General features: G+C 35.6%; 16 protein-coding genes. 9 read left to right on the top strand and 7 right to left on the bottom strand.

Annotated features, from left to right (window positions below; all coding sequences use genetic code 11):
* Nucleotides 1–24: 24 nt before the first annotated feature.
* Nucleotides 25–726, bottom strand: coding sequence for a GGDEF domain-containing protein (locus tag E2R68_RS10620; protein WP_166738847.1), 702 nt, complete (start codon nt 724–726; stop codon nt 25–27).
* A gap of 374 nt (nt 727–1,100) precedes the next feature.
* Here E2R68_RS10620 and E2R68_RS10615 point away from each other — a divergent pair, with 374 nt between their 5' ends.
* Nucleotides 1,101–4,343, top strand: a complete 3,243-nt coding sequence (locus tag E2R68_RS10615; protein ID WP_134277663.1) for a DEAD/DEAH box helicase — start codon at nt 1,101–1,103, stop codon at nt 4,341–4,343.
* On the top strand, nt 4,343–5,104 hold the full coding sequence (miaE, locus tag E2R68_RS10610; RefSeq protein ID WP_134277662.1) for a tRNA isopentenyl-2-thiomethyl-A-37 hydroxylase MiaE: 762 nt from the start codon (nt 4,343–4,345) through the stop codon (nt 5,102–5,104). The genes E2R68_RS10615 and miaE overlap by 1 nt, the downstream gene beginning before the upstream one ends.
* Nucleotides 5,105–5,177: 73 nt before the next feature.
* Here miaE and E2R68_RS10605 read toward each other — a convergent pair whose 3' ends face one another.
* Genes E2R68_RS10605 through E2R68_RS10590 form a run of 4 tightly spaced genes read right to left on the bottom strand, consistent with a single transcriptional unit; the run spans nt 5,178 to nt 7,782 of the window.
* Nucleotides 5,178–5,810: a hypothetical protein gene (locus E2R68_RS10605; protein WP_134277661.1), complete on the bottom strand. Its 633-nt coding sequence runs from the start codon at nt 5,808–5,810 to the stop codon at nt 5,178–5,180.
* 13 nt (nt 5,811–5,823) lie between these two features.
* The gene (locus E2R68_RS10600; protein WP_134277660.1) at nt 5,824–6,924 is read right to left on the bottom strand and encodes a YcbX family protein; all 1,101 of its coding nucleotides are present in this window, start codon (nt 6,922–6,924) and stop codon (nt 5,824–5,826) included.
* Nucleotides 6,925–6,939: 15 nt separating this feature from the next.
* Entirely contained in the window at nt 6,940–7,401 is a 462-nt protein-coding gene (locus E2R68_RS10595; RefSeq protein WP_134277659.1) for a methylglyoxal synthase, read from the bottom strand.
* Nucleotides 7,402–7,422: 21 nt separating this feature from the next.
* Nucleotides 7,423–7,782 (bottom strand): YijD family membrane protein, encoded by a 360-nt coding sequence (locus tag E2R68_RS10590; RefSeq protein WP_134277658.1) that lies wholly within the window; start codon nt 7,780–7,782, stop codon nt 7,423–7,425.
* Nucleotides 7,783–8,001: 219 nt separating this feature from the next.
* On the opposite strand from E2R68_RS10590, the gene sthA reads away from it, so the two are divergent.
* Nucleotides 8,002–9,432 (top strand): Si-specific NAD(P)(+) transhydrogenase, encoded by a 1,431-nt coding sequence (gene sthA / locus E2R68_RS10585; protein WP_134277657.1) that lies wholly within the window; start codon nt 8,002–8,004, stop codon nt 9,430–9,432.
* 54 nt (nt 9,433–9,486) lie between these two features.
* Here the strand turns inward: sthA and nudE are convergent, their stop codons facing one another.
* Nucleotides 9,487–10,035: an ADP compounds hydrolase NudE gene (gene nudE / locus E2R68_RS10580; RefSeq protein ID WP_134277656.1), complete on the bottom strand. Its 549-nt coding sequence runs from the start codon at nt 10,033–10,035 to the stop codon at nt 9,487–9,489.
* A 127-nt stretch (nt 10,036–10,162) separates the two neighbouring features.
* Between nudE and yrfG the strand changes: the two genes are divergently transcribed.
* On the top strand, nt 10,163–10,810 hold the full coding sequence (gene yrfG / locus E2R68_RS10575; protein ID WP_134277655.1) for a GMP/IMP nucleotidase: 648 nt from the start codon (nt 10,163–10,165) through the stop codon (nt 10,808–10,810).
* A 13-nt stretch (nt 10,811–10,823) separates the two neighbouring features.
* Here the strand turns inward: yrfG and E2R68_RS10570 are convergent, their stop codons facing one another.
* Nucleotides 10,824–13,439: a penicillin-binding protein 1A gene (locus E2R68_RS10570; protein WP_445177085.1), complete on the bottom strand. Its 2,616-nt coding sequence runs from the start codon at nt 13,437–13,439 to the stop codon at nt 10,824–10,826.
* Nucleotides 13,440–13,631: 192 nt separating this feature from the next.
* On the opposite strand from E2R68_RS10570, the gene pilM reads away from it, so the two are divergent.
* From pilM to E2R68_RS10545, 5 genes are read left to right on the top strand one after another with little or no spacing between them, the layout of a single operon-like run.
* Nucleotides 13,632–14,690 carry a type IV pilus assembly protein PilM gene (gene pilM, locus E2R68_RS10565; RefSeq protein WP_134277653.1) on the top strand — a complete coding sequence of 353 codons (1,059 nt, stop codon included), beginning with the start codon at nt 13,632–13,634 and terminating at the stop codon, nt 14,688–14,690.
* Entirely contained in the window at nt 14,690–15,247 is a 558-nt protein-coding gene (locus E2R68_RS10560) for a PilN domain-containing protein (protein WP_134277652.1), read from the top strand. The genes pilM and E2R68_RS10560 overlap by 1 nt, the downstream gene beginning before the upstream one ends.
* Entirely contained in the window at nt 15,244–15,813 is a 570-nt protein-coding gene (locus E2R68_RS10555; protein ID WP_134277651.1) for a type IV pilus inner membrane component PilO, read from the top strand. The genes E2R68_RS10560 and E2R68_RS10555 overlap by 4 nt, the downstream gene beginning before the upstream one ends.
* On the top strand, nt 15,813–16,331 hold the full coding sequence (locus tag E2R68_RS10550) for a pilus assembly protein PilP (RefSeq protein ID WP_134277650.1): 519 nt from the start codon (nt 15,813–15,815) through the stop codon (nt 16,329–16,331). Before E2R68_RS10555 ends, E2R68_RS10550 begins: the two co-directional genes overlap by 1 nt.
* A 26-nt stretch (nt 16,332–16,357) precedes the next feature.
* The gene (locus E2R68_RS10545) at nt 16,358–18,487 is read left to right on the top strand and encodes a type IV pilus secretin PilQ (protein ID WP_134277649.1); all 2,130 of its coding nucleotides are present in this window, start codon (nt 16,358–16,360) and stop codon (nt 18,485–18,487) included.
* Nucleotides 18,488–18,502: the final 15 nt, after the last annotated feature.

Raw genomic sequence — 18,502 nt, 5'->3', positions numbered from 1 at the left:
CACTTCTTATTAGGAAGTGGATGATTATTTGTTATCGATTAATACTTTGTTTTTACCTGAACTTTTAGCTTCTGATAGACATTGTTCAGCTTGATGAATTAATTCACAACTCTTTATTCCATCTTGATAGCTTGCCACACCAATACTAACCGTTATATTGATGATGTCTTGATTGTATTCCACACATAATAATTCAGTATTTTCACGGATCAATTCAGCTATGTCTTTAGTAATTTGATTATCACTGCCAATTAACAATACAATAAATTCTTCACCATTCCAGCGAGCGGCAATATCTGTTTTACGCACACAATCCTTTAATTTATTTGCAAAGCGTTTTAAAACAATATCTCCAGCAGACTGACCATATTGTTCATTTATAGTTTTAAAATTATCAATATTAATTAATAAGATGGATAAATTACTTTGTTCTAATAATTTGTTATTAAGCATATTGTTGAAATGGCTACGAGTATATAGCTCAGTTAACTCATCTGTTTCTGAGCGTTTTTTTAACTCGCCCGTTTGAACACTATTTTGTGTTATCCATGTGTTAATACCGTGAAAGAGCAGAATAAACCCTATCACTTGTCCTAGATCTTCGAGTAGCGCAGTTAATAACCATGGCTGAATAAATATTTCATCTAAGGAATCTGTTAATAAAGCTAAAAATAAAAAGAAAAAGGCACTTAATAGGTACTTATGAACAACGGTATTATGTTTCATTCTATGTAAGTTAATGAGCAAAAATAACAGGGTTATTGTAATGATTAATTCAAAATATAAGCTATAAAAATCGACATCATTAGCCATTGGGAACTGAGATATGTGCAGGCAGATATAAGCAATAATGAAAAAATAAAATGATGCAAGAGTTTGAGTTTTTAACAATGAATTCTTATCTCTATAAGATGATCTATTTTTTATTGTATCGTTTTTAAGATAAATAAAATTCCTGTCTGTAAACTACTAAAATTGTCTTTATTAGTAAATAAATGTGTCTGTAATTATTAGGATGTTTGTAATTTTGTGATTAGTCCTTTATTTATGCACATGATCTCTCTATCATTAACGATCCGTTTTTTAGATGGTTTTTTCCGATGCCTAAAGTGACTCAGCAAGATATATCAACAAGTTTTGGTCGTAACATTATTGACCGAGGTACCCTCTATTTTAAAGAGAGCCGTGTATTAGCATGTGATTATGATGAATCGACTAATACCCTGACAGGATTGGTGAAAGGGACGAATGAAGCTCCTTATGACACTAAAGCATCGATAAAAACATCCAATAAAGGTGGCTATATTATTCAGAGCACCTGCTCTTGTCCTGTAGGTTGGAACTGTAAACATGCAGTTGCTTTATTATTAGCCTATCAAGCTGACACTCCTAATTATAATATCGAGAATAGTTACCAAACTTGGTATGAAATGTTAGAAGGGAAAGTTACACAACCTACAAAAGTGAGAGCGTCTGCTTATCAAGGTTTTTTCCGTTTCTCTTTTGATAAAAAAGTATTTAATCATGAGCACCGTTATATCAGAGTTGAATATGGCACGGTGCGTTTCCTAAAAAGTGAAAATACGCATGTTTTCAGTGAAAAAGATTTAGTTTCTGTTGCTGATAATGAAAGCTGGATGGAAAGTTTTAAATGGGTAGAAGATGAAGATGTTGAAATTCTACGTTTATTGTTAACTAAAGAAGGTCGTGTTAGCAAGTTAGGTAAAACTTATATTAAAACAGAGTTAGATTTATTAGCCTTACAAAAAATATTACAAACAGGACGTTGCTTCTGGGAAACTTTAGATCAAAAAATAACAGTTTCTGAAGCACGTGCTTTAACACTCGAATGGCAATCTGTAGAAGATGAGCTAAAGCAATTAACGGTTAATTTAGATGATTGTGAAAACTGGTTATTAATTCCTACACCCAAACCTTATTTCTATGATTTAGAACGCCATCAGTTTGGTAAAATATCAACAGATTTTAACCGTGATTGGTTATTGTCGTTATTACAATCACCACCGTTAGGTGAAGAACAGCGGGCGCATTTTACACAGGAAGTTTCGCTCGGGTTTTCACAAGATGTTTTACCTAATCCTCAGCATTATGATATTCAGCATATTGATGAAAAATTGCAGGTTATCTTTAAGCTAGACGTACAAAAGATAAAAGCTCAAGACCTATTTTTAGGACGTTTATATTTTAAGTATGGTGATTTATTGCTAACTCCTCATATTTTAGAAGATAAACAACGTAATCAATATATGCATAAAGGTCAGATTGTTAGTATCTCACGTGAGATAGAACAAGAGCTGGCAGCACTTCATGAATTTAATGAATTATGCTTACTTGATGTGTATATGTATGATCCCAAATTTATAGTTAATAAAGATACACAGGGAATTTTACCGCCTGAATTAGGTGGTTCTCAAGAGTTTCAATGGTTGTCATTATTAACGGCACATAAAGCCCGTTTAGAAGTACTAGGTTGGCAATTTGAGATTGCTAAAGATTTAGCATTACAGAGTCAGCAAGTTGATAGCATTGACATCGATGTTGATGAAAAAGGTAATTGGTTTGATTTAGGTGTTTCTATTGAAGTAGAAGGCAAACGTATTGAATTATTGCCTTTATTATTAGAGTGGTTACGTAGCAATGAAGATTGGCAGCAGAATGATTACGATATCTTATTAGCTCAAGGCAATGGCCGTCCTCTGCGTGTTAAACGCGAATCTATTCAACCTATTTTGTCAATCTTGCAAGAGTTAGGTGAAGTCAATGAAAGCAAGATTAATCTGCCGCAAAATCAGGCTGCTTTATTAGCTCAATTACCTGAAATTAATCGCTGGGTTGGTGGTGAACACGTTCAGGAGTTAGCTAAAAAGTTAGCTAATTTTAGTGGTATTCAATCTGTGCTTAAACCTGAAGGTTTAACGGCTGATCTGCGTGATTACCAAAAAGAAGGTTTAGATTGGTTAATGTTCTTAAATGAATATGGCTTTTCAGGTGTGTTAGCCGATGATATGGGCTTAGGTAAAACGGTTCAAACCTTAGCGTATTTACTTTATAAAAAGCAGCATCAGTTATTAACTTTACCTTCAATGGTGATTTGCCCAACCTCTTTAGTAAGTAACTGGCTTAATGAGGCAATTAAATTTACGCCTGACTTAAAAGTATTGGTTTTACATGGCATTGGTCGTCATCAATTCTTTAAAGATATTAATGATTATGATCTCGTTATCACAACTTATCCTTTAATTGCTCGTGATTTTAAGGAGTTTGAAGCATTTTCTTTTGCAGATCTCATTTTAGATGAGGCGCAAACCATTAAAAATCCATTAGCAAAAATGACTAAAAGTATTAAGTTAATTGATGCTAAACAGCGTCTATGTTTAACCGGTACACCTATGGAGAATCATTTAGGTGAATTATGGTCGTTGTTTGATTTCTTGATGCCAGGGTTTTTAGGTTCATATAGTACTTTCAATCGTGTTTATCGTAAGGGAATTGAAGGTGAAGGAAATCAACAAATACAGCAATGGTTAATTCAAAAAACCAAACCTTTCTTATTACGTCGTACTAAAGATGATGTAGCGAAAGAGTTGCCAGCTAAAACTGAAATTATTCATAAAATCGCATTACAAAATGATCAACGTACGCTGTATGAAAGCATTCGTATTACGATGGAAGCAAAAGTACGAGATCTCTTGCGCGAAAAAGGGATGGCAAGAAGTCGTATCGAATTTTTAGATGCGTTACTGAAATTACGCCAAGCTTGTTGTGATCCTCGTTTAGTCAAATTAGAACATGCACAGCAAATTAAAAGTTCTGCAAAATTAGACTTTTTAATGGAAATTGTACCGGAGATGGTAGAAGAAGGCCGCCGCATTCTTATCTTCTCTCAATTTGCACAAATGTTAGGCTTAATTGAAGAAGCATTACAAGAAACGGGTATTGATTTTGTTAAATTAACAGGGCAAACGCGTAATCGTAGTGATGTCATTGAGAAATTCCAAGTGGGTGATGTTCCAGTATTCTTAATCTCCTTAAAAGCGGGTGGTGTCGGTCTTAATTTAACAGCAGCAGATACTGTTATTCATTATGATCCATGGTGGAATCCTGCCGTAGAAAATCAAGCAACTGACCGTGCATATCGAATTGGCCAAGATAAACCTGTTTTTGTTTATAAATTAATTTGTGAAGAAACCGTTGAAGAGCGTGTTTTAGCATTGCAGTCACGTAAACAAAAATTAGCAGATAGTGTGTATGGAAAAGAGCAAGAAGAAAACTTTGCTCCGGATAATAGCGATGCACTATTAAAATTATTTGAGCGTTATTAATGCAAGCTGAAGAAAAACTATTAGCGCCAATAAAAGCATTTTTACATACGGAAACACCACAAGCTTGGATAAATAAAGCTAAGCTTGTTGAGCATCAATCCGTGTTATTAATCGATCATATGATCTGTGAATTAAAAGCTGCTCAAACAGGTATGCTATTGATTCGTCGCTATGCGGTGGATAAACAAAGTGGTGATGCTTTGATGTCTTGGTTAACACCTTATAATGATTATGTTTATCGTAAGCAAGGTGATTGGCGAGCGTTAGCAAACAATAATTTATCTAAAAAAATTATTGTGAAAGGTAATATACCTTATGCTCAAGACTTAGTTGATAAAATGGTGTTATTGATTAAAGAAGAATTACATCATTTTTATCAAGTAATAGAGATCATGCATGCACGTGATATTCGTTTTGGTTTTGTTGGTTCGAGTCGCTACGCTAAAGAATTATTAAATCATGTTACAACGCATGAGCCTGATACTTTGATAGATAAGCTCATTTGCAGTGCTTATATTGAAGCAAGATCCTGTGAACGTTTTGCTAAGATAGCAGCGCATTTAGATCCTGTATTAAATAAATTTTACCTTTCTCTTTTACGGTCAGAAGCGCGCCATTATCAAGATTATTTAACACTTGCAGAGCAAATAGCAGGTAAGGATATTAGTCAGCGTATTGCCTATTTTGGTAAAATTGAAGGAGAGTTAATTACTAGCCCTGATGAGGATTTTAAATTCCACAGTGGTTGTCCTATCAATTAACAGTAAGTAGCTGAATAAAGGTTTTTATGGGCTTTTAAATCGTTACTTTTACCAATCATTATCTATTTTAAAACTATAAATCAGTTATTAATTGATAAAATAATTTACTCGCGGATTTATATTCGAGCTCCATTTTTAATGTATTAGTATTTTTATTCATCTTACCGACTACTTTCATGCTTGGACGAAATACAAGTTGGTAATGAGTTGCTGTCTGTTGTACAAAAAATTCATCGGTTTTAATGGCGGCAGTTTGCTGCTCATAAATTTTAAAAATTTTTACTAATGTTGACATGCTTGGTCCAGATACTTGATGCTGCGCTAATGTCATGGCAGCTGCATTAGATATGATAATTTCAAAGATTGATGAGCGATAAGCAAGTATGTTGTAAATCTTACGCATTTGCATAGAGCTTGGATGGACAGCACAGTGGATTATGCCTTCGATGTTAAAGCGGATTAACTGCTCTTTTGCCATAAAAGCAATCATTTCTGTATCACTAACAGGATTTGTTGTCATTTGAAACTGTGGTAATAATTTAATGACATCAAGATGATTAAAATTTACTAAAGGGTTTTTTCGTGGGAGATGTAATAACCGCCCGTCGGATAATATGAATCCTGCTTCTTTAGTATTCTCTGTGATGCCTAATAAGTTAATTAATCGTGGAGTATCAGTGACTGTGGATATTTTATTAATAGGCATAAATTGCCTCTATTTAATGATTAATTGTGATATCGGATAGGGGAATACAGCTACAAGCTAATACATAACCTGCTTCAATTTCGTTATCATTGAGGCCTTCATTACTTAATACCGAAACCTCTCCGCTTAAAACTTGTGTTTTACAACGCCCACATTTACCACCTCGACATGAATAAGGGATGTTAATGCCAGCTTGTTCTGCTTGTTCTAATAATAGTTGTTGGTTATCGCCTGTCACTTCAATATCAGATCCAGCAAAGTAAATTTGTACTGCTTCTTTGTTACTTGTTTGAGTTGCTAGCATTGAACTATATGAAGGTGGTATTTGAGTTTCTAGTATCTCAATTGCATCACCACAACGAATAATGCCAGTATTTAATGGAATTAAGTTCTGACCAAAATCAATATCACCTTGATGATATCTAAATTGAGAAAGGGTCTTTAATGGTTGTTCGAGATCTGCAACCCCTGTTTTGGGATCTACATTAGTAAACGTACAACGAGAGCAAGGTTTACTCACTTGAAATGCAACTTCACCAATTCTAATCCGTGCCCAAGTATCTTCAATAAAAGCGGTATCACCTTTAATTAATAAATTAGGACGAAAATGCAAAGCACTTATAGGGGCATCTAAATGTGTATTAAGTTGATCAATAGAAGCTTGGTTAATTAGTAATAGAGGATAACCATCAGCAAAACCGACTTCATATTGTGTGTTTTTAACTGTTCGATTACTTGTGTCTGCAAAATAAACAAGCTGGCATTCTTGTTTTAAGAAAGAAGAAAACCAGCGATCATATTCTATATTGCAATGCTGAGCTTGTACTGAATCCGACCAAATATCGACATTCAGAGTTTGTGTTGAAAATAACTCTGGTTGAATATAAATACTAGGTTGTTTTGGTGCGCTGACAAATAACCCTTTTTTAGAAAACTCAATACTGATTTGAGTTAACTGAGGGTGAGTTCGACCAGTAATAAATTTACCTTCAAGATCAACCAACATATAACGTCGGTCATCCTTTAATCCTTTTTCTTCAACCAATGCTTGCGGTAACTCAATGCCTTTGGTGGATTTTATTGGGTAAATATAAAGTTCAGTTAAGCTTTGCACATTAATCCTTAACGATTATTTAGTTCGTTCGATTAAGTATCCCTGGTAATCAGGAATGCGTGTTGAATAATCTTGAGCAAGTAATGCTGAATCCATAATAAAATCAGCTGTTGCTATGTTGGTTGCAATTGGAATGTTCCAAACAGCTGCTAAGCGTAATAATGCTTTTACATCAGGGTCATGTGGCACCGCATTCATTGGATCCCAAAAGAAAATTAATACATCAATTTTTCCTTCAGCTATTTTAGCGCCAAGTTGTTGATCTCCACCCATTGGACCAGATAAAAGGCATTCGATTGGTAAGCCTGTTTGTTTCGCTAGTAAAGAGCCTGTTGTTCCTGTTGCCAGTAAATCATGGTGTTTTAATTGTTCTACTCTGTCATCAACCCAACTCATTAAAAGAGATTTCATATGATCATGTGCAACTAAAGCAATCTTCTTTTTTGATGCTGGGATATTACGTGTAATGTAATCCATTTTTATACCTTCTTAGAGTGATTATGCGGAATAATGTTTGTCACCAAACATGAGTTTATACATTAGCCAAATAGATAAAATAAGCGTGATTGTAATTGATAGAAAATTTGATCCTAGTTCAGGGTGTTGCGCACCTGTGAATGCAGAAAAAGAGAATATTCCAATAAAAAAAGCGACCCATGCTGGACGAATACTATATTCATTATTTGCCTCATGAATATATAAACGATAGAAATGATTCACCGCAAAAAATAGCGTTAAAAATGGAAAAGGAGAAAATGAAACAAAAGAAATGGTTAAAATAGAAAAACACGCATTAGCGGATAACCCTATTAAAAAAGTATAAATTAACCACTTTATTGAGACCTTGCTATCTTGCATTACTTTTTTACTCCAGCCAATTACGTTGTGTTAAAAACTAAAAATACCATGAACAGACTGCTATTTCTTCTTTTTTATAATCAAGTCGTTACTTAAAGAGAGCTGAATATCAGTAATAGACGATTGCTATTTATCTAGCGCACGCTTTGTTGTAAGAATGTGTGACAAATGATAATAGATTGTTAATATGTGTTTTATTTGTCAAAGTAAGGTCGTCTAATGTCAACACCGAAAAAAAACAAAGCCACTCCTAAGAGTTATGATTATGATGCAATAATTATTGGCACTGGCCCTGGCGGTGAAGGCTCAGCTATGAAATTAGCTAAAGCTGGCAAGCGTGTTGCTGTGATTGAAAAGTATCAAGATATTGGCGGTGGTTGTACGCATTGGGGAACGATCCCTTCAAAAGCCCTTCGACATAGTGTTACACAACTCATTGAACTTAAAAACAATTCATTATTTACTAATAATTATCCACAAAAACAAGCTTTTACTTTTGCTGATGTATTGCGTCATACAGAACAAGTTATTGCTAAGCAAGTAACCATGCGTAGTGGTTTTTATAACCGTAATAACTGTACATTACATTTTGGTGAAGCATCTTTTGTTGATAATCATACGCTAAAAATTAAGAGCTCGGACGGCTCAACAGAAATCATTACTGCACAAGATATTATTATTGCAACGGGATCTCGTCCCTACCATCCACAAGATATTAATTTTAACGCTCCTAATGTTTATGACAGTGACACTATATTGTCTCTAGATTATCAGCCTCAGCATATCGTTATTTATGGGGCGGGTGTTATTGGTTGTGAATATGCCTCAATTTTTAGAGGGTTAAGTGTTAAAACGGATCTAATTAATACACGTGATAGATTGTTATCATTTTTAGATGCCGAGATGTCAGACGCTTTATCGTATCACTTTAGAAACTCCGGCATGATTTTACGCCACGATGAAGAATATGAAAAAGTTGAATCCTCACAAGAGGGCGTAGTGATCCACTTTAAATCAGGTAAGAAAATGAAAGCGGATTGTTTGTTATATGCAAATGGCCGCACTGGTAATACCGATCTATTAAACCTAGACGCTGTGGGATTAACACCTGATGGACGTGGGCAATTAGCAATTAATGAACATTACCAAACAGCAGTAGATAACATTTATGCTGTCGGTGATGTTATTGGCTATCCAAGCCTTGCAAGCGCGGCTTATGATCAAGGGCGTATTGCTGCTAATTTAATTATAACGGGTGAAGGTGAAAGAAAATTAATCAAAGATATCCCAACGGGTATTTACACTATTCCTGAAATTAGCTCTGTTGGTAAAACAGAGCAGATGCTGACACAACAACAAGTACCTTATGAAGTGGGGCGTGCACAATTTAAAGATCTAGCGCGTTCACAAATATTGGGTTCTGATGTTGGTAGCTTAAAAATATTATTCCATCGTGAAACAAAAGAAATTCTCGGCATTCATTGCTTTGGTGAGCGAGCGGCGGAAATTATTCATATTGGTCAAGCAATCATGGAACAAGAAGGTCCGGGTAATACTATTGAGTATTTTGCACATACTACTTTTAACTACCCAACTATGGCTGAAGCATATCGAGTAGCGGCATTAAATGGATTGAATCGTTTATTTTAAAATAATTTAGAAGAGCTACTTAATAGCAAGGTAGCTCTTCTTTTTAATGCTTTTTTATTTGTGGTTTTTGATTACCAGTAATAATGCACTAATGCTTCGAGCTTCTTGAAAGTCATCTCGTGCAAGTAATTCATCAACTTTGTTTAGTGGCCATTTAATCACTTCTAATGGCTCAGGTTCGTCACCAGGTAACTTCTCTTGGTATAAGTCTTTTGCCATAAATAAGGTCATTTCACTGCTAAAATAACTTGGTGCCATGACTACTTTTTTTAGTTCAGTTAGCTCTTTTGCTCCAAATCCTACTTCTTCTTTTAATTCTCTATTGGCCGCTTCTAAAGCACTCTCACCTGGGTCAATTAAACCTTTAGGAAAACCTAATTCATAGCTATGCGTGCCAGCGGCATACTCACGAATTAACAAGATAGTTTGATCATCATAGAATGGTACAACTAATACCGCAGAGCGGCCGCCTTGCATACGTTCAAACTCGCGTTGTTCACCGTTACTAAATTTAAGCTGTAAGGTTTCAATTTTAAAAAATCGACTGCAGGCAACGACACTTTTATTAATAATTTCAGGCAAAGTTAATGGAAAGCGACTCATAGATACCTCATGACTATCATTAGTGAAGAGAAATGTTATCTTACAATAGTTATTGTATCTACGGTAATCTATTGCACAAAAGGGTAGATATATTGAAGGTTTACAGCGTTTTTTATTGAGGAATATTATGTTTTTAGAAAAAGATGTTGATCTGGTTTTATTGGATATGGACGGTACTTTATTAGACTTACATTATGATACTAATTTTTGGCTTAATTTTGTTCCACAACAATATTCATTACTACATGACCAATCTATTGAGCAAGCTAAGCATCATGTTTATGCCCAATATAAAAAAGTTTTTGGTACCTTAAATTGGTACTGTTATGACTATTGGACCACTATTTTAGGGCTGGATATTCATCAATTACAGAATAAAAATAAACATAAAATTCAATGGCGAGAAGATAGCTTATGGTTTTTGAAAAAGTTAAAAGAATTAAATAAAAAAATTGTTATTTTAACGAATGCACATCCTAGTGGTATTGCATTAAAAAACAAACAAACAGATCTCTTAAAATATGTCGACCTTGTTATTTCTAGCCATGATATTGGTGTAGCAAAAGAAAATAAACGTTTTTGGAGTGCGGTACAAGAGCAGTTGAATACTGATTTTATTCGTTCTGTGTTTATCGATGATAGTGAAAAAATACTCACTGTTGCTCAAGATGCTGGTGTTCAATATCTTGTTGGGATCAATAAACCAGATAGTGAAAAACCTGCATCATTAATGCAGGATTTCCCATCTGTCCGACGTTTTGAAGAGCTTTTTTAAAACAGATTAAATTCTAAAATAGCTCATCATCATAGGTAACGGTTGTTTTTTTACCTGAGCTATTTTCACCATCTGTTGTATCTGACTCACTCGACCTTTCTGGAATATAAGCCGCTTCAGGAGCATATTCTGTTGGTATTGTTCCTGATTTAAAGAACTCAAATACAGAGGTGTAGTCTGTTGATGATGATAACAAACCTGTTGCTCTATCAATACGAGCGCTAGAAATTGTCATTGGACGAGGCGGAGTATAAGTTGGTTCATCTTTAGTTGTTTTTAGCATAAAACTATTCCAAGCAGGAAGTGCTGTTCTTGCTCCCGCTTCACCACCAGTTACTTGGTTTTTACTTAAGTTACTATTATATGCAACACGTCCTAGTTTTCGATTAAAGTCATCAAAACCAACCCATGACGTTGCCACCATATTGCCTACAAAACCTGAGAACCATGCGTCTTTAGAATCATTGGTAGTACCTGTTTTCCCACCCATATCTTGACGTCCAATTGCACGACCAGCTCTCCAACCTGTACCACTCCAACCTGTTTTATGTTTCCAGTCACCCCCCCCCCAGACTGCTGTGCGTAATAATTCACGTGTTAAAAAAGCTGTTTCAGGAGATATAACTGAAGGGGCAATTTGCGCTTCCTCAATCGGTGAAATTTCACAAACCTTAGCCCCTCCATCAGTGATTGTTTTAGTAATAACTTTACCTGGTTTACTTGCATCTGCTTGATATTTATCAGTACATTCAGGACAAACAATCTTAGGTTGAGCTTGGTATAACACAGTGCCATAAGCATCTTCTATGCGCTCAATAACATAAGGCTCCACCTTGTAACCGCCATTTGCAATAATTGCATAACCGGTTGCTAAATGTAGAGGCGAAATTGAAGCAGAACCTAATGCAATAGAAAAGTTTTTAGGCATATCGGCTTCATTGAAGCCAAATTTTGTTAGCTGCTGAATAACGGTATCAACACCTAAATCTTGCACTAAACGTACAGATACTACATTTTTAGACTGCCCTAAAGCACGACGTAAACGAATTGGACCTTCATAAATTGCAGGTGAATTTTTAGGTCTCCACGCAGCACTACCACTCCATTGATTAATAGGAGTGTCATTGACTAAGGTTGCTAATGTGTAACCATTATCAATAGCTGCTGAATAGATAAATGGTTTGATATTAGAACCTACTTGACGTTTTGCTTGTGTTGCACGGTTAAACTTACTGTGTACAAAACTAAAGCCACCAACTAATGCGTTAATAGCTCCATCTTGCGGATTCAGGGCGACAAAAGCGGCACTTACATCTGGATATTGTGAAAGTTGTAGTTGTTTAACTAATACTTTCTCTTTATTAACTTCCGTTTCCACTTCTACTTCACGGGTCCAGATTTGTTCTCCCACTTTGACAATATCTTTTGCTCTGTGAGGCGCGCGACCTTGTGATGAATCAGATCTAAATGCTCTTGCCCATTTTAATCCGTCCCATTCAATGGTTGAAATGTTTTCTTTTTGTCCTTTCACAATGACATCAATGCTTTGTTTATTAACAGCAACAACAATGGCTGGTAAGAGATCTGCAAAACTTGTTTCACTTGATAAAGTGCGTGCTATTTTTTCAGGTGTCCAAGAGGTCTCTTTTTCAGTCCAACGAACTTTGCTTGCTCCTCGGTAGCCATGACGCATATCGTAATTATGTAGGTTTTCAATTACGGCTTGATTTGCTGCTTCTTGGGCTTTTTTAGTGATGGTAGTGTAAACATTAAAACCTTCGTTATAACTTCTATCTTCACCATATAATTCAACTAATTTATTACGTGCAATTTCAGCCACATAATGCGCTGAAAGTGTTATTTCGGCACCATGGTAACGGCTTAAAACCACTTCTTTTAATGCTGTTTCATACTCTTCTTGCGTAATATATTTTTCATCCAACATACGTCTTAAAACGACATTACGTCGTTCTGTTGCACGTTTAATTGAATAAATAGGGTTTAAACGCGAAGGCGCTTTAGGAAGGCCTGCTAATACAGCCATCTCTGAAAGTGTTAAATCAGAAACTGCTTTACCAAAATACACTTGTGCTGCTGCACCTACACCAAACGAGCGGTGGCCTAGAGAAATTTTATTTAAGTACAGCATTAAGATTTCATCTTTAGTTAAGATTTGCTCAATCTGTATGGCAATAAACATCTCTCTTACTTTACGCAACATGGTTTTTTCGTTGGTTAAAAAGAAGTTTCTTGCGACTTGTTGGGTGATCGTACTCGCACCTTGTTTTGCACTACCTGAAGCAATATAAACACCTGCTGCACGTAGAATACCGATCGGGTCAATACCAATATGATGATAAAATCGGCTATCTTCTGTTGCGATGAAAGCATTAGCAAGCTGATCTGGGATCTCTTTTCTAGTTAATGGAATACGTCTCTTTTCACCAAATTGAGAAATGAGTTCTCCATCTTTACTGAGAACTTTCATCGGTACTTGTAACGGAATGTCTTGAATTGTCGTTACGTCAGGTAGGTTTGCCTTAAGTTGATAATAAACAATTCCTATTGTTGCAATTCCAGCAAGTCCTAAGAAAAGAGCTAATAAAAAAAGACGCTTGATCCATTTCATCATATTTGAGTAATTCCAATCGATAGTGTGACAGTGTTACATGATTTTAGATTATTTTTTACAGTATATAGTGATAAGTCCGGAGTTAAAGAGGGAACTGTGACTCATCACCTTGGAAGTTGTTGTTTTTCATCTTAATATCGCAGGTTATCAAAGAAATCTATTTATTAACACTAAATACGGCAGGATATTATGTTTTCTGGGTTTAAAAAAATGGGGCCAAGTGGTGTGATCGGCATCGATTTTGGATCTGATTCAATTAAAGCAATGGCCATATCAAAAGGCCATGGCACGTATCAGATTGATGCGGTAGGGGAAGCGCCAGTTACTAAAGGACTAATTGTAGATAACCGTTTGGAAGATGTTGCTAAATTAACGTTAGTAATTAAACAGTTACGAAAGAATTTCCCTGCTAACTACAGGAATGCTGCGATTGCTGTGACGGGGGCTGACGTCATTACAAAAGTGATGACAATGAACGCGGATCTTGATGAATTAGAGTTAGAGGCTCAAGTTGAATTAGAAGCAGAGAGTAGTATTCCTTTTCCATTAGATGAAATATTTATCGATTTTGAAATTATCGGTCCTAATGCTGTAGATAAAGCCGCCAATGACATTCTTGTGAGTGCCGCTCGAAAAGAGAGAGTGTTATCACAGGTACAATGCGTGGACGAAAGCGGTTTAAAAACAACGGTTGTTGACGTGGCTAGTCATGCTCTTGCTCGTGCAACTGAATTGGTGTTTTCTCCAGAAGATTATGACCAAGGTATTGCACTTGTGGATATTGGTGCCTCGCAAATGATGCTCAATATTTTTTATCAGGGCAATATTATTTTTACACGTAGCAAAAATCATGGTGGTGCAACTTGTACCCAAATGATCGCAGACCGTTATGGTTTTTCATTTACAGAAGCTGAAAAAATGAAATTAGAGGGTAACTTACCTGTTGATTGTGATATCGACGTTATTACTCCTTTTATTAATCAGACAGTGAATCATTTGCGTTTTGATTTACGCATGTTTACTAATGCACCCAATACCGTAGAAGTTAAAAAATTAATTTTAACGGGTGGTGGGCAGTTAATGCCTGAACTAGTACAACAATTAAAAGATGAGTTAGAGGTAAATGTACAAGTTGCAGATCCTTATCTAGGTTTCGAATTCAAAAATGAAGAAGATAAAACATTATTAAGCCAGTCTGGAGCTAAATATATGATGGCATTAGGTTTGGCATTACGAGGAGTTATTTAATGTCGAATATTAATCTGTTGCCATGGCGCGAAGACGATAAAAAGAAAAGAAAAATAACTTTTTTTACAATATTAGGTGCAAGTTGCTTGGGGGCTTTAGCCATCTGTTATGTGGGTAAAATGTATGTCGATTCAATGATTGATGCACAAAGTGAACGTAATCAATACTTACAAACTCAAACTATTATTCTTGATAGACGCATTGCAGAAATCCGTAATATTAAAGCAGAAAAAGCAGAATTAGTACGTCGTATTAACTTAATCCAACATCTTGAAGCTGAGCGTAATACCGCAACTCATCTATTTAATACTTTACCTGTTGTTACTCCTCCTGGTGTTTATATTGATTCTGTTAATTTTAATAATGGCCGAGTTGATGTTAGAGGGTTAACTGAATCAAACGGGCGGGTTAGTACAATGGTAAGAAATGTGGATAGTTCTGGTTGGTTAGGGGATGCTTCATTACCTTCTATTGTGACAGGACCTACCGAACCTATAAAACTGTTTAAGTTCTCTATGAACTTTGTTGTGCTTGATGAGCAGGGGGCTAAAAAATGAACATTAATGAATTAGATTTTGAAAATGTAGGTAGTTGGCCTCGTTTATATAAAGTTGTGATGATTGTGGTTGTTTGTCTTATGTTGTTTGTTGGTTTTTATTATTACGTCATTGAAGACCAGTTAAAACAATTAAAGAAAATTGAAGCAAAAGAGTTAACACTAAAAGATGAATTTAGAGTAAAAGCCGCACTGGCTTCAAACCTTGAGCCGTATCGAGAGCAAATGAAAGAAATTGCAGTGATACTGGAGGGGCTGGTTAATAAATTACCTAGTAACAAAGAACTTGCGAGCTTGTTAGATGACATTAGCTTTATCGGTTCAAATAACGGTTTACAGTTTAAAAGTATTAACTGGGGAGTGAAGAAACAGGGTGAGCTTTCGGAAGAGGTTCCAATCAGTATTCAAGTGGTAGGGACTTACGATCAGTTAGGTAAGTTTTCAGCTGATATTGCGGCATTACCACGTATTGTCATATTAGAAAACCTACGTTTAAAGCATAGTGGGGAGAACATGCTTATGTTAGATGTTGTGGCTAAAACCTACCGTTATAAAGGAAATAAATAATGAAGCATTTATTCACTTTATTAATGAGTCTTTCGCTGTTTGCATGTGTAGAAGTGAAAATTGATGATTTGAACTCCTTTGTTGTTGAGACTAAAGCAAAGGTTTATCCCATTAATGATAAAATACCCACTTTGAAAAAAATTGATGCGTTAGTTTTTACGCAGGAAGAGGGCCGAGACCCATTTTCAAAACCTAAAGCTGAAGTTGCCGAGGTGGTAAAAAATGCGCCTAAAAGTTGCCCTCAGCCTAATTTTGAACGTAAAAAACAGTCATTAGAGATGTATTCTCTTGAAAATATTAAAATGAGAGGTACATTATCGATCAATGAAGAGCTTTGGGCGCTTGTGCAAGTATCAGGAGGTGAAATTCACAAGGTACGACCAGGGTATTATTTGGGGCTAAACTATGGAAAAGTGTTAAAAGTCTCCAAAAATAAAATCGATTTATTAGAGCTAGCATCAGACAGTAACGGCTGCTGGCAAGAACGTGTTACACAAATCGAGTTGCTGTCAGAATAAATTTAATCAGGGATGAAATGGAAATAATGGAACTTAGAAACCTTAAAAAAATAATATTATCGAGTGTAAGTGTCGCTTTATTATTATTGTCTTCTTTTGTGACTGCTGAACCACAATTAACCAAACTTAATGTCAATCCACTTGTGCAAGGGAAATATGAATTAAAGTTTGAATTCAATGATGCTATCAGTGCTTATACAGATAAATTAAATTATCGCCCAAATCAGTTAATTATTGATATTGCTGATGCAAGTTCAATTCTTAAACTAAATCCAATTAAAATACAGAAAGGCGGAATAGAAGTTGTTGAAGCTAATCGTACTATTGAAGGTTTACGTTTAGTTATTAACTTAGATACTTTAATGCCTTACCGCATTTCACGTGAAGCTAATAACCTTATTGTACGTTTTGGTGAAGTTTCTGAACAATCAGAAACGTCAGCGGCTGAATCTGCATTAGCTCTTGCTGTTGCGCAAGATTCAGGTAATCAAACTATACAAGTTGAATTGCCAACACCTGCTAAATTAGAAGCTAAAGCAACCTCAACAGAGAAACCTAAAGGCTATGTAAATACGGTTTCAGAAATTGATTTTAAACGTGGTTCAGAAGGGCAAGGTAAATTATTTGTTTACTTAGATAATTCAAGTGTTGCTGTGGATATTCGTCGTCGTGATAATCAATTAATTGCTGAATTCCAAAGCACCTATATTCCTGATGAATTGTTATACATCATGGATGTAGTTGATTTTGCAACCGCAGTTGAGAAAGTAGAGACTTTCCGTGAAGATGGTACAACGCGTTTTGTTTTTGAAATGAAAGGTGAATATAACTACCGCTATGACCAATTAGATACTTTATTTATGATTGAAGTATCTGAAAAACCAAAAGATGAACAAGAAAGTGTTTATCAAGGTAAAGCTATTTCACTTAACTTCCAAGATATCCCAGTCCGTACTGTATTACAGTTAATAGCTGATTTTAACGGTTTTAACTTAGTTATCACCGATTCAGTAAGCGGTAATATTACGCTACGTCTTGATGATGTTCCTTGGGAGCAAGCTTTAGATATCATTCTGAAAGTGAGAGGTTTGGGTAAGCGTATGGACGGTAACGTTCTGATGATTGCCCCTGCAACTGAATTGGCAGCAAAAGAACGTGAGCAATTAGAAACAGATAAAGAAGTGGCTGACTTAGCGACATTACACTCTGAATACATTCAAATTAATTACGCAAAAGCAGCTGACATTGCTGGCATGTTATCAGGTGGAAACGCAGGGCTGTTATCTGCTCGTGGTAACGTAAGTATCGATGCACGTACTAATACGCTATTAATTAAAGATACTGCTGCTGTTATTGATTCAGTTAAAGATATGGTTGAAATCTTAGACATTCCAGTACGCCAAGTTGTTATTGAAGCAAGAATGGTAACGGTAAATGATTCTGTAGGTGAAGAACTAGGTGTTCAATGGGGCTTCTCAGGCACAACGGGTACAACAACGACAGGTTCTACTTCGGGTACATTGCCAGGTATTGCAGGCGGTACAACAGGTTCTGTCTCAGACCGTTTGAATGTTAATTTACCTGTCGCAGGAGCTGCCGGTAATATTGCCTTCCAAGTTGCTAAGCTTGCAAATGGTGAAATTTTAGATTTACAACTCTCGGCATTAGAGCAAGAGAATAAAGCTGAAATAATTGCAACACCGCGTATTACAACGTCTAATCAACAAACTGCTTATATTGAACAAGGTACTGAAATTCCATATGTTGAATCAGCCTCTTCAGGTGCAACATCTGTGAGCTTCAAAAAAGCGGTATTAAGTTTAGAAGTAACACCGCAGATCACACCAGATAACAAAGTTATCTTAGACTTAGTGATTACCCAAGATTCAAAAGGTGAAATTGTTCCTACAGGTACAGGTACTGCAGTGGCAATTAATACACAGGAAATTGCAACACAAGTACTAGTTGAAAATGGAGAAACATTAGTACTTGGTGGTATTTACCAACAACGTATTACTGACTCAATTACTAAGGTTCCATTATTAGGAGATATTCCTTATCTTGGTTACTTCTTTAGATCAACTATTCAAGAAAATAGTAAAGCTGAGTTATTAATTTTTGTTACTCCACGTATCGTAATGCAAACCAAATATTAATAATTTGTAAGCTAA

The organism is Psychromonas algarum (genome assembly GCF_004376845.1).
In the GTDB taxonomy this organism is placed as follows: Bacteria; Pseudomonadota; Gammaproteobacteria; order Enterobacterales; family Psychromonadaceae; genus Psychromonas.
The sequence above is the reverse complement of the archived record's forward strand: the minus strand, read 5'-3'. Positions and strand labels throughout refer to the sequence as shown.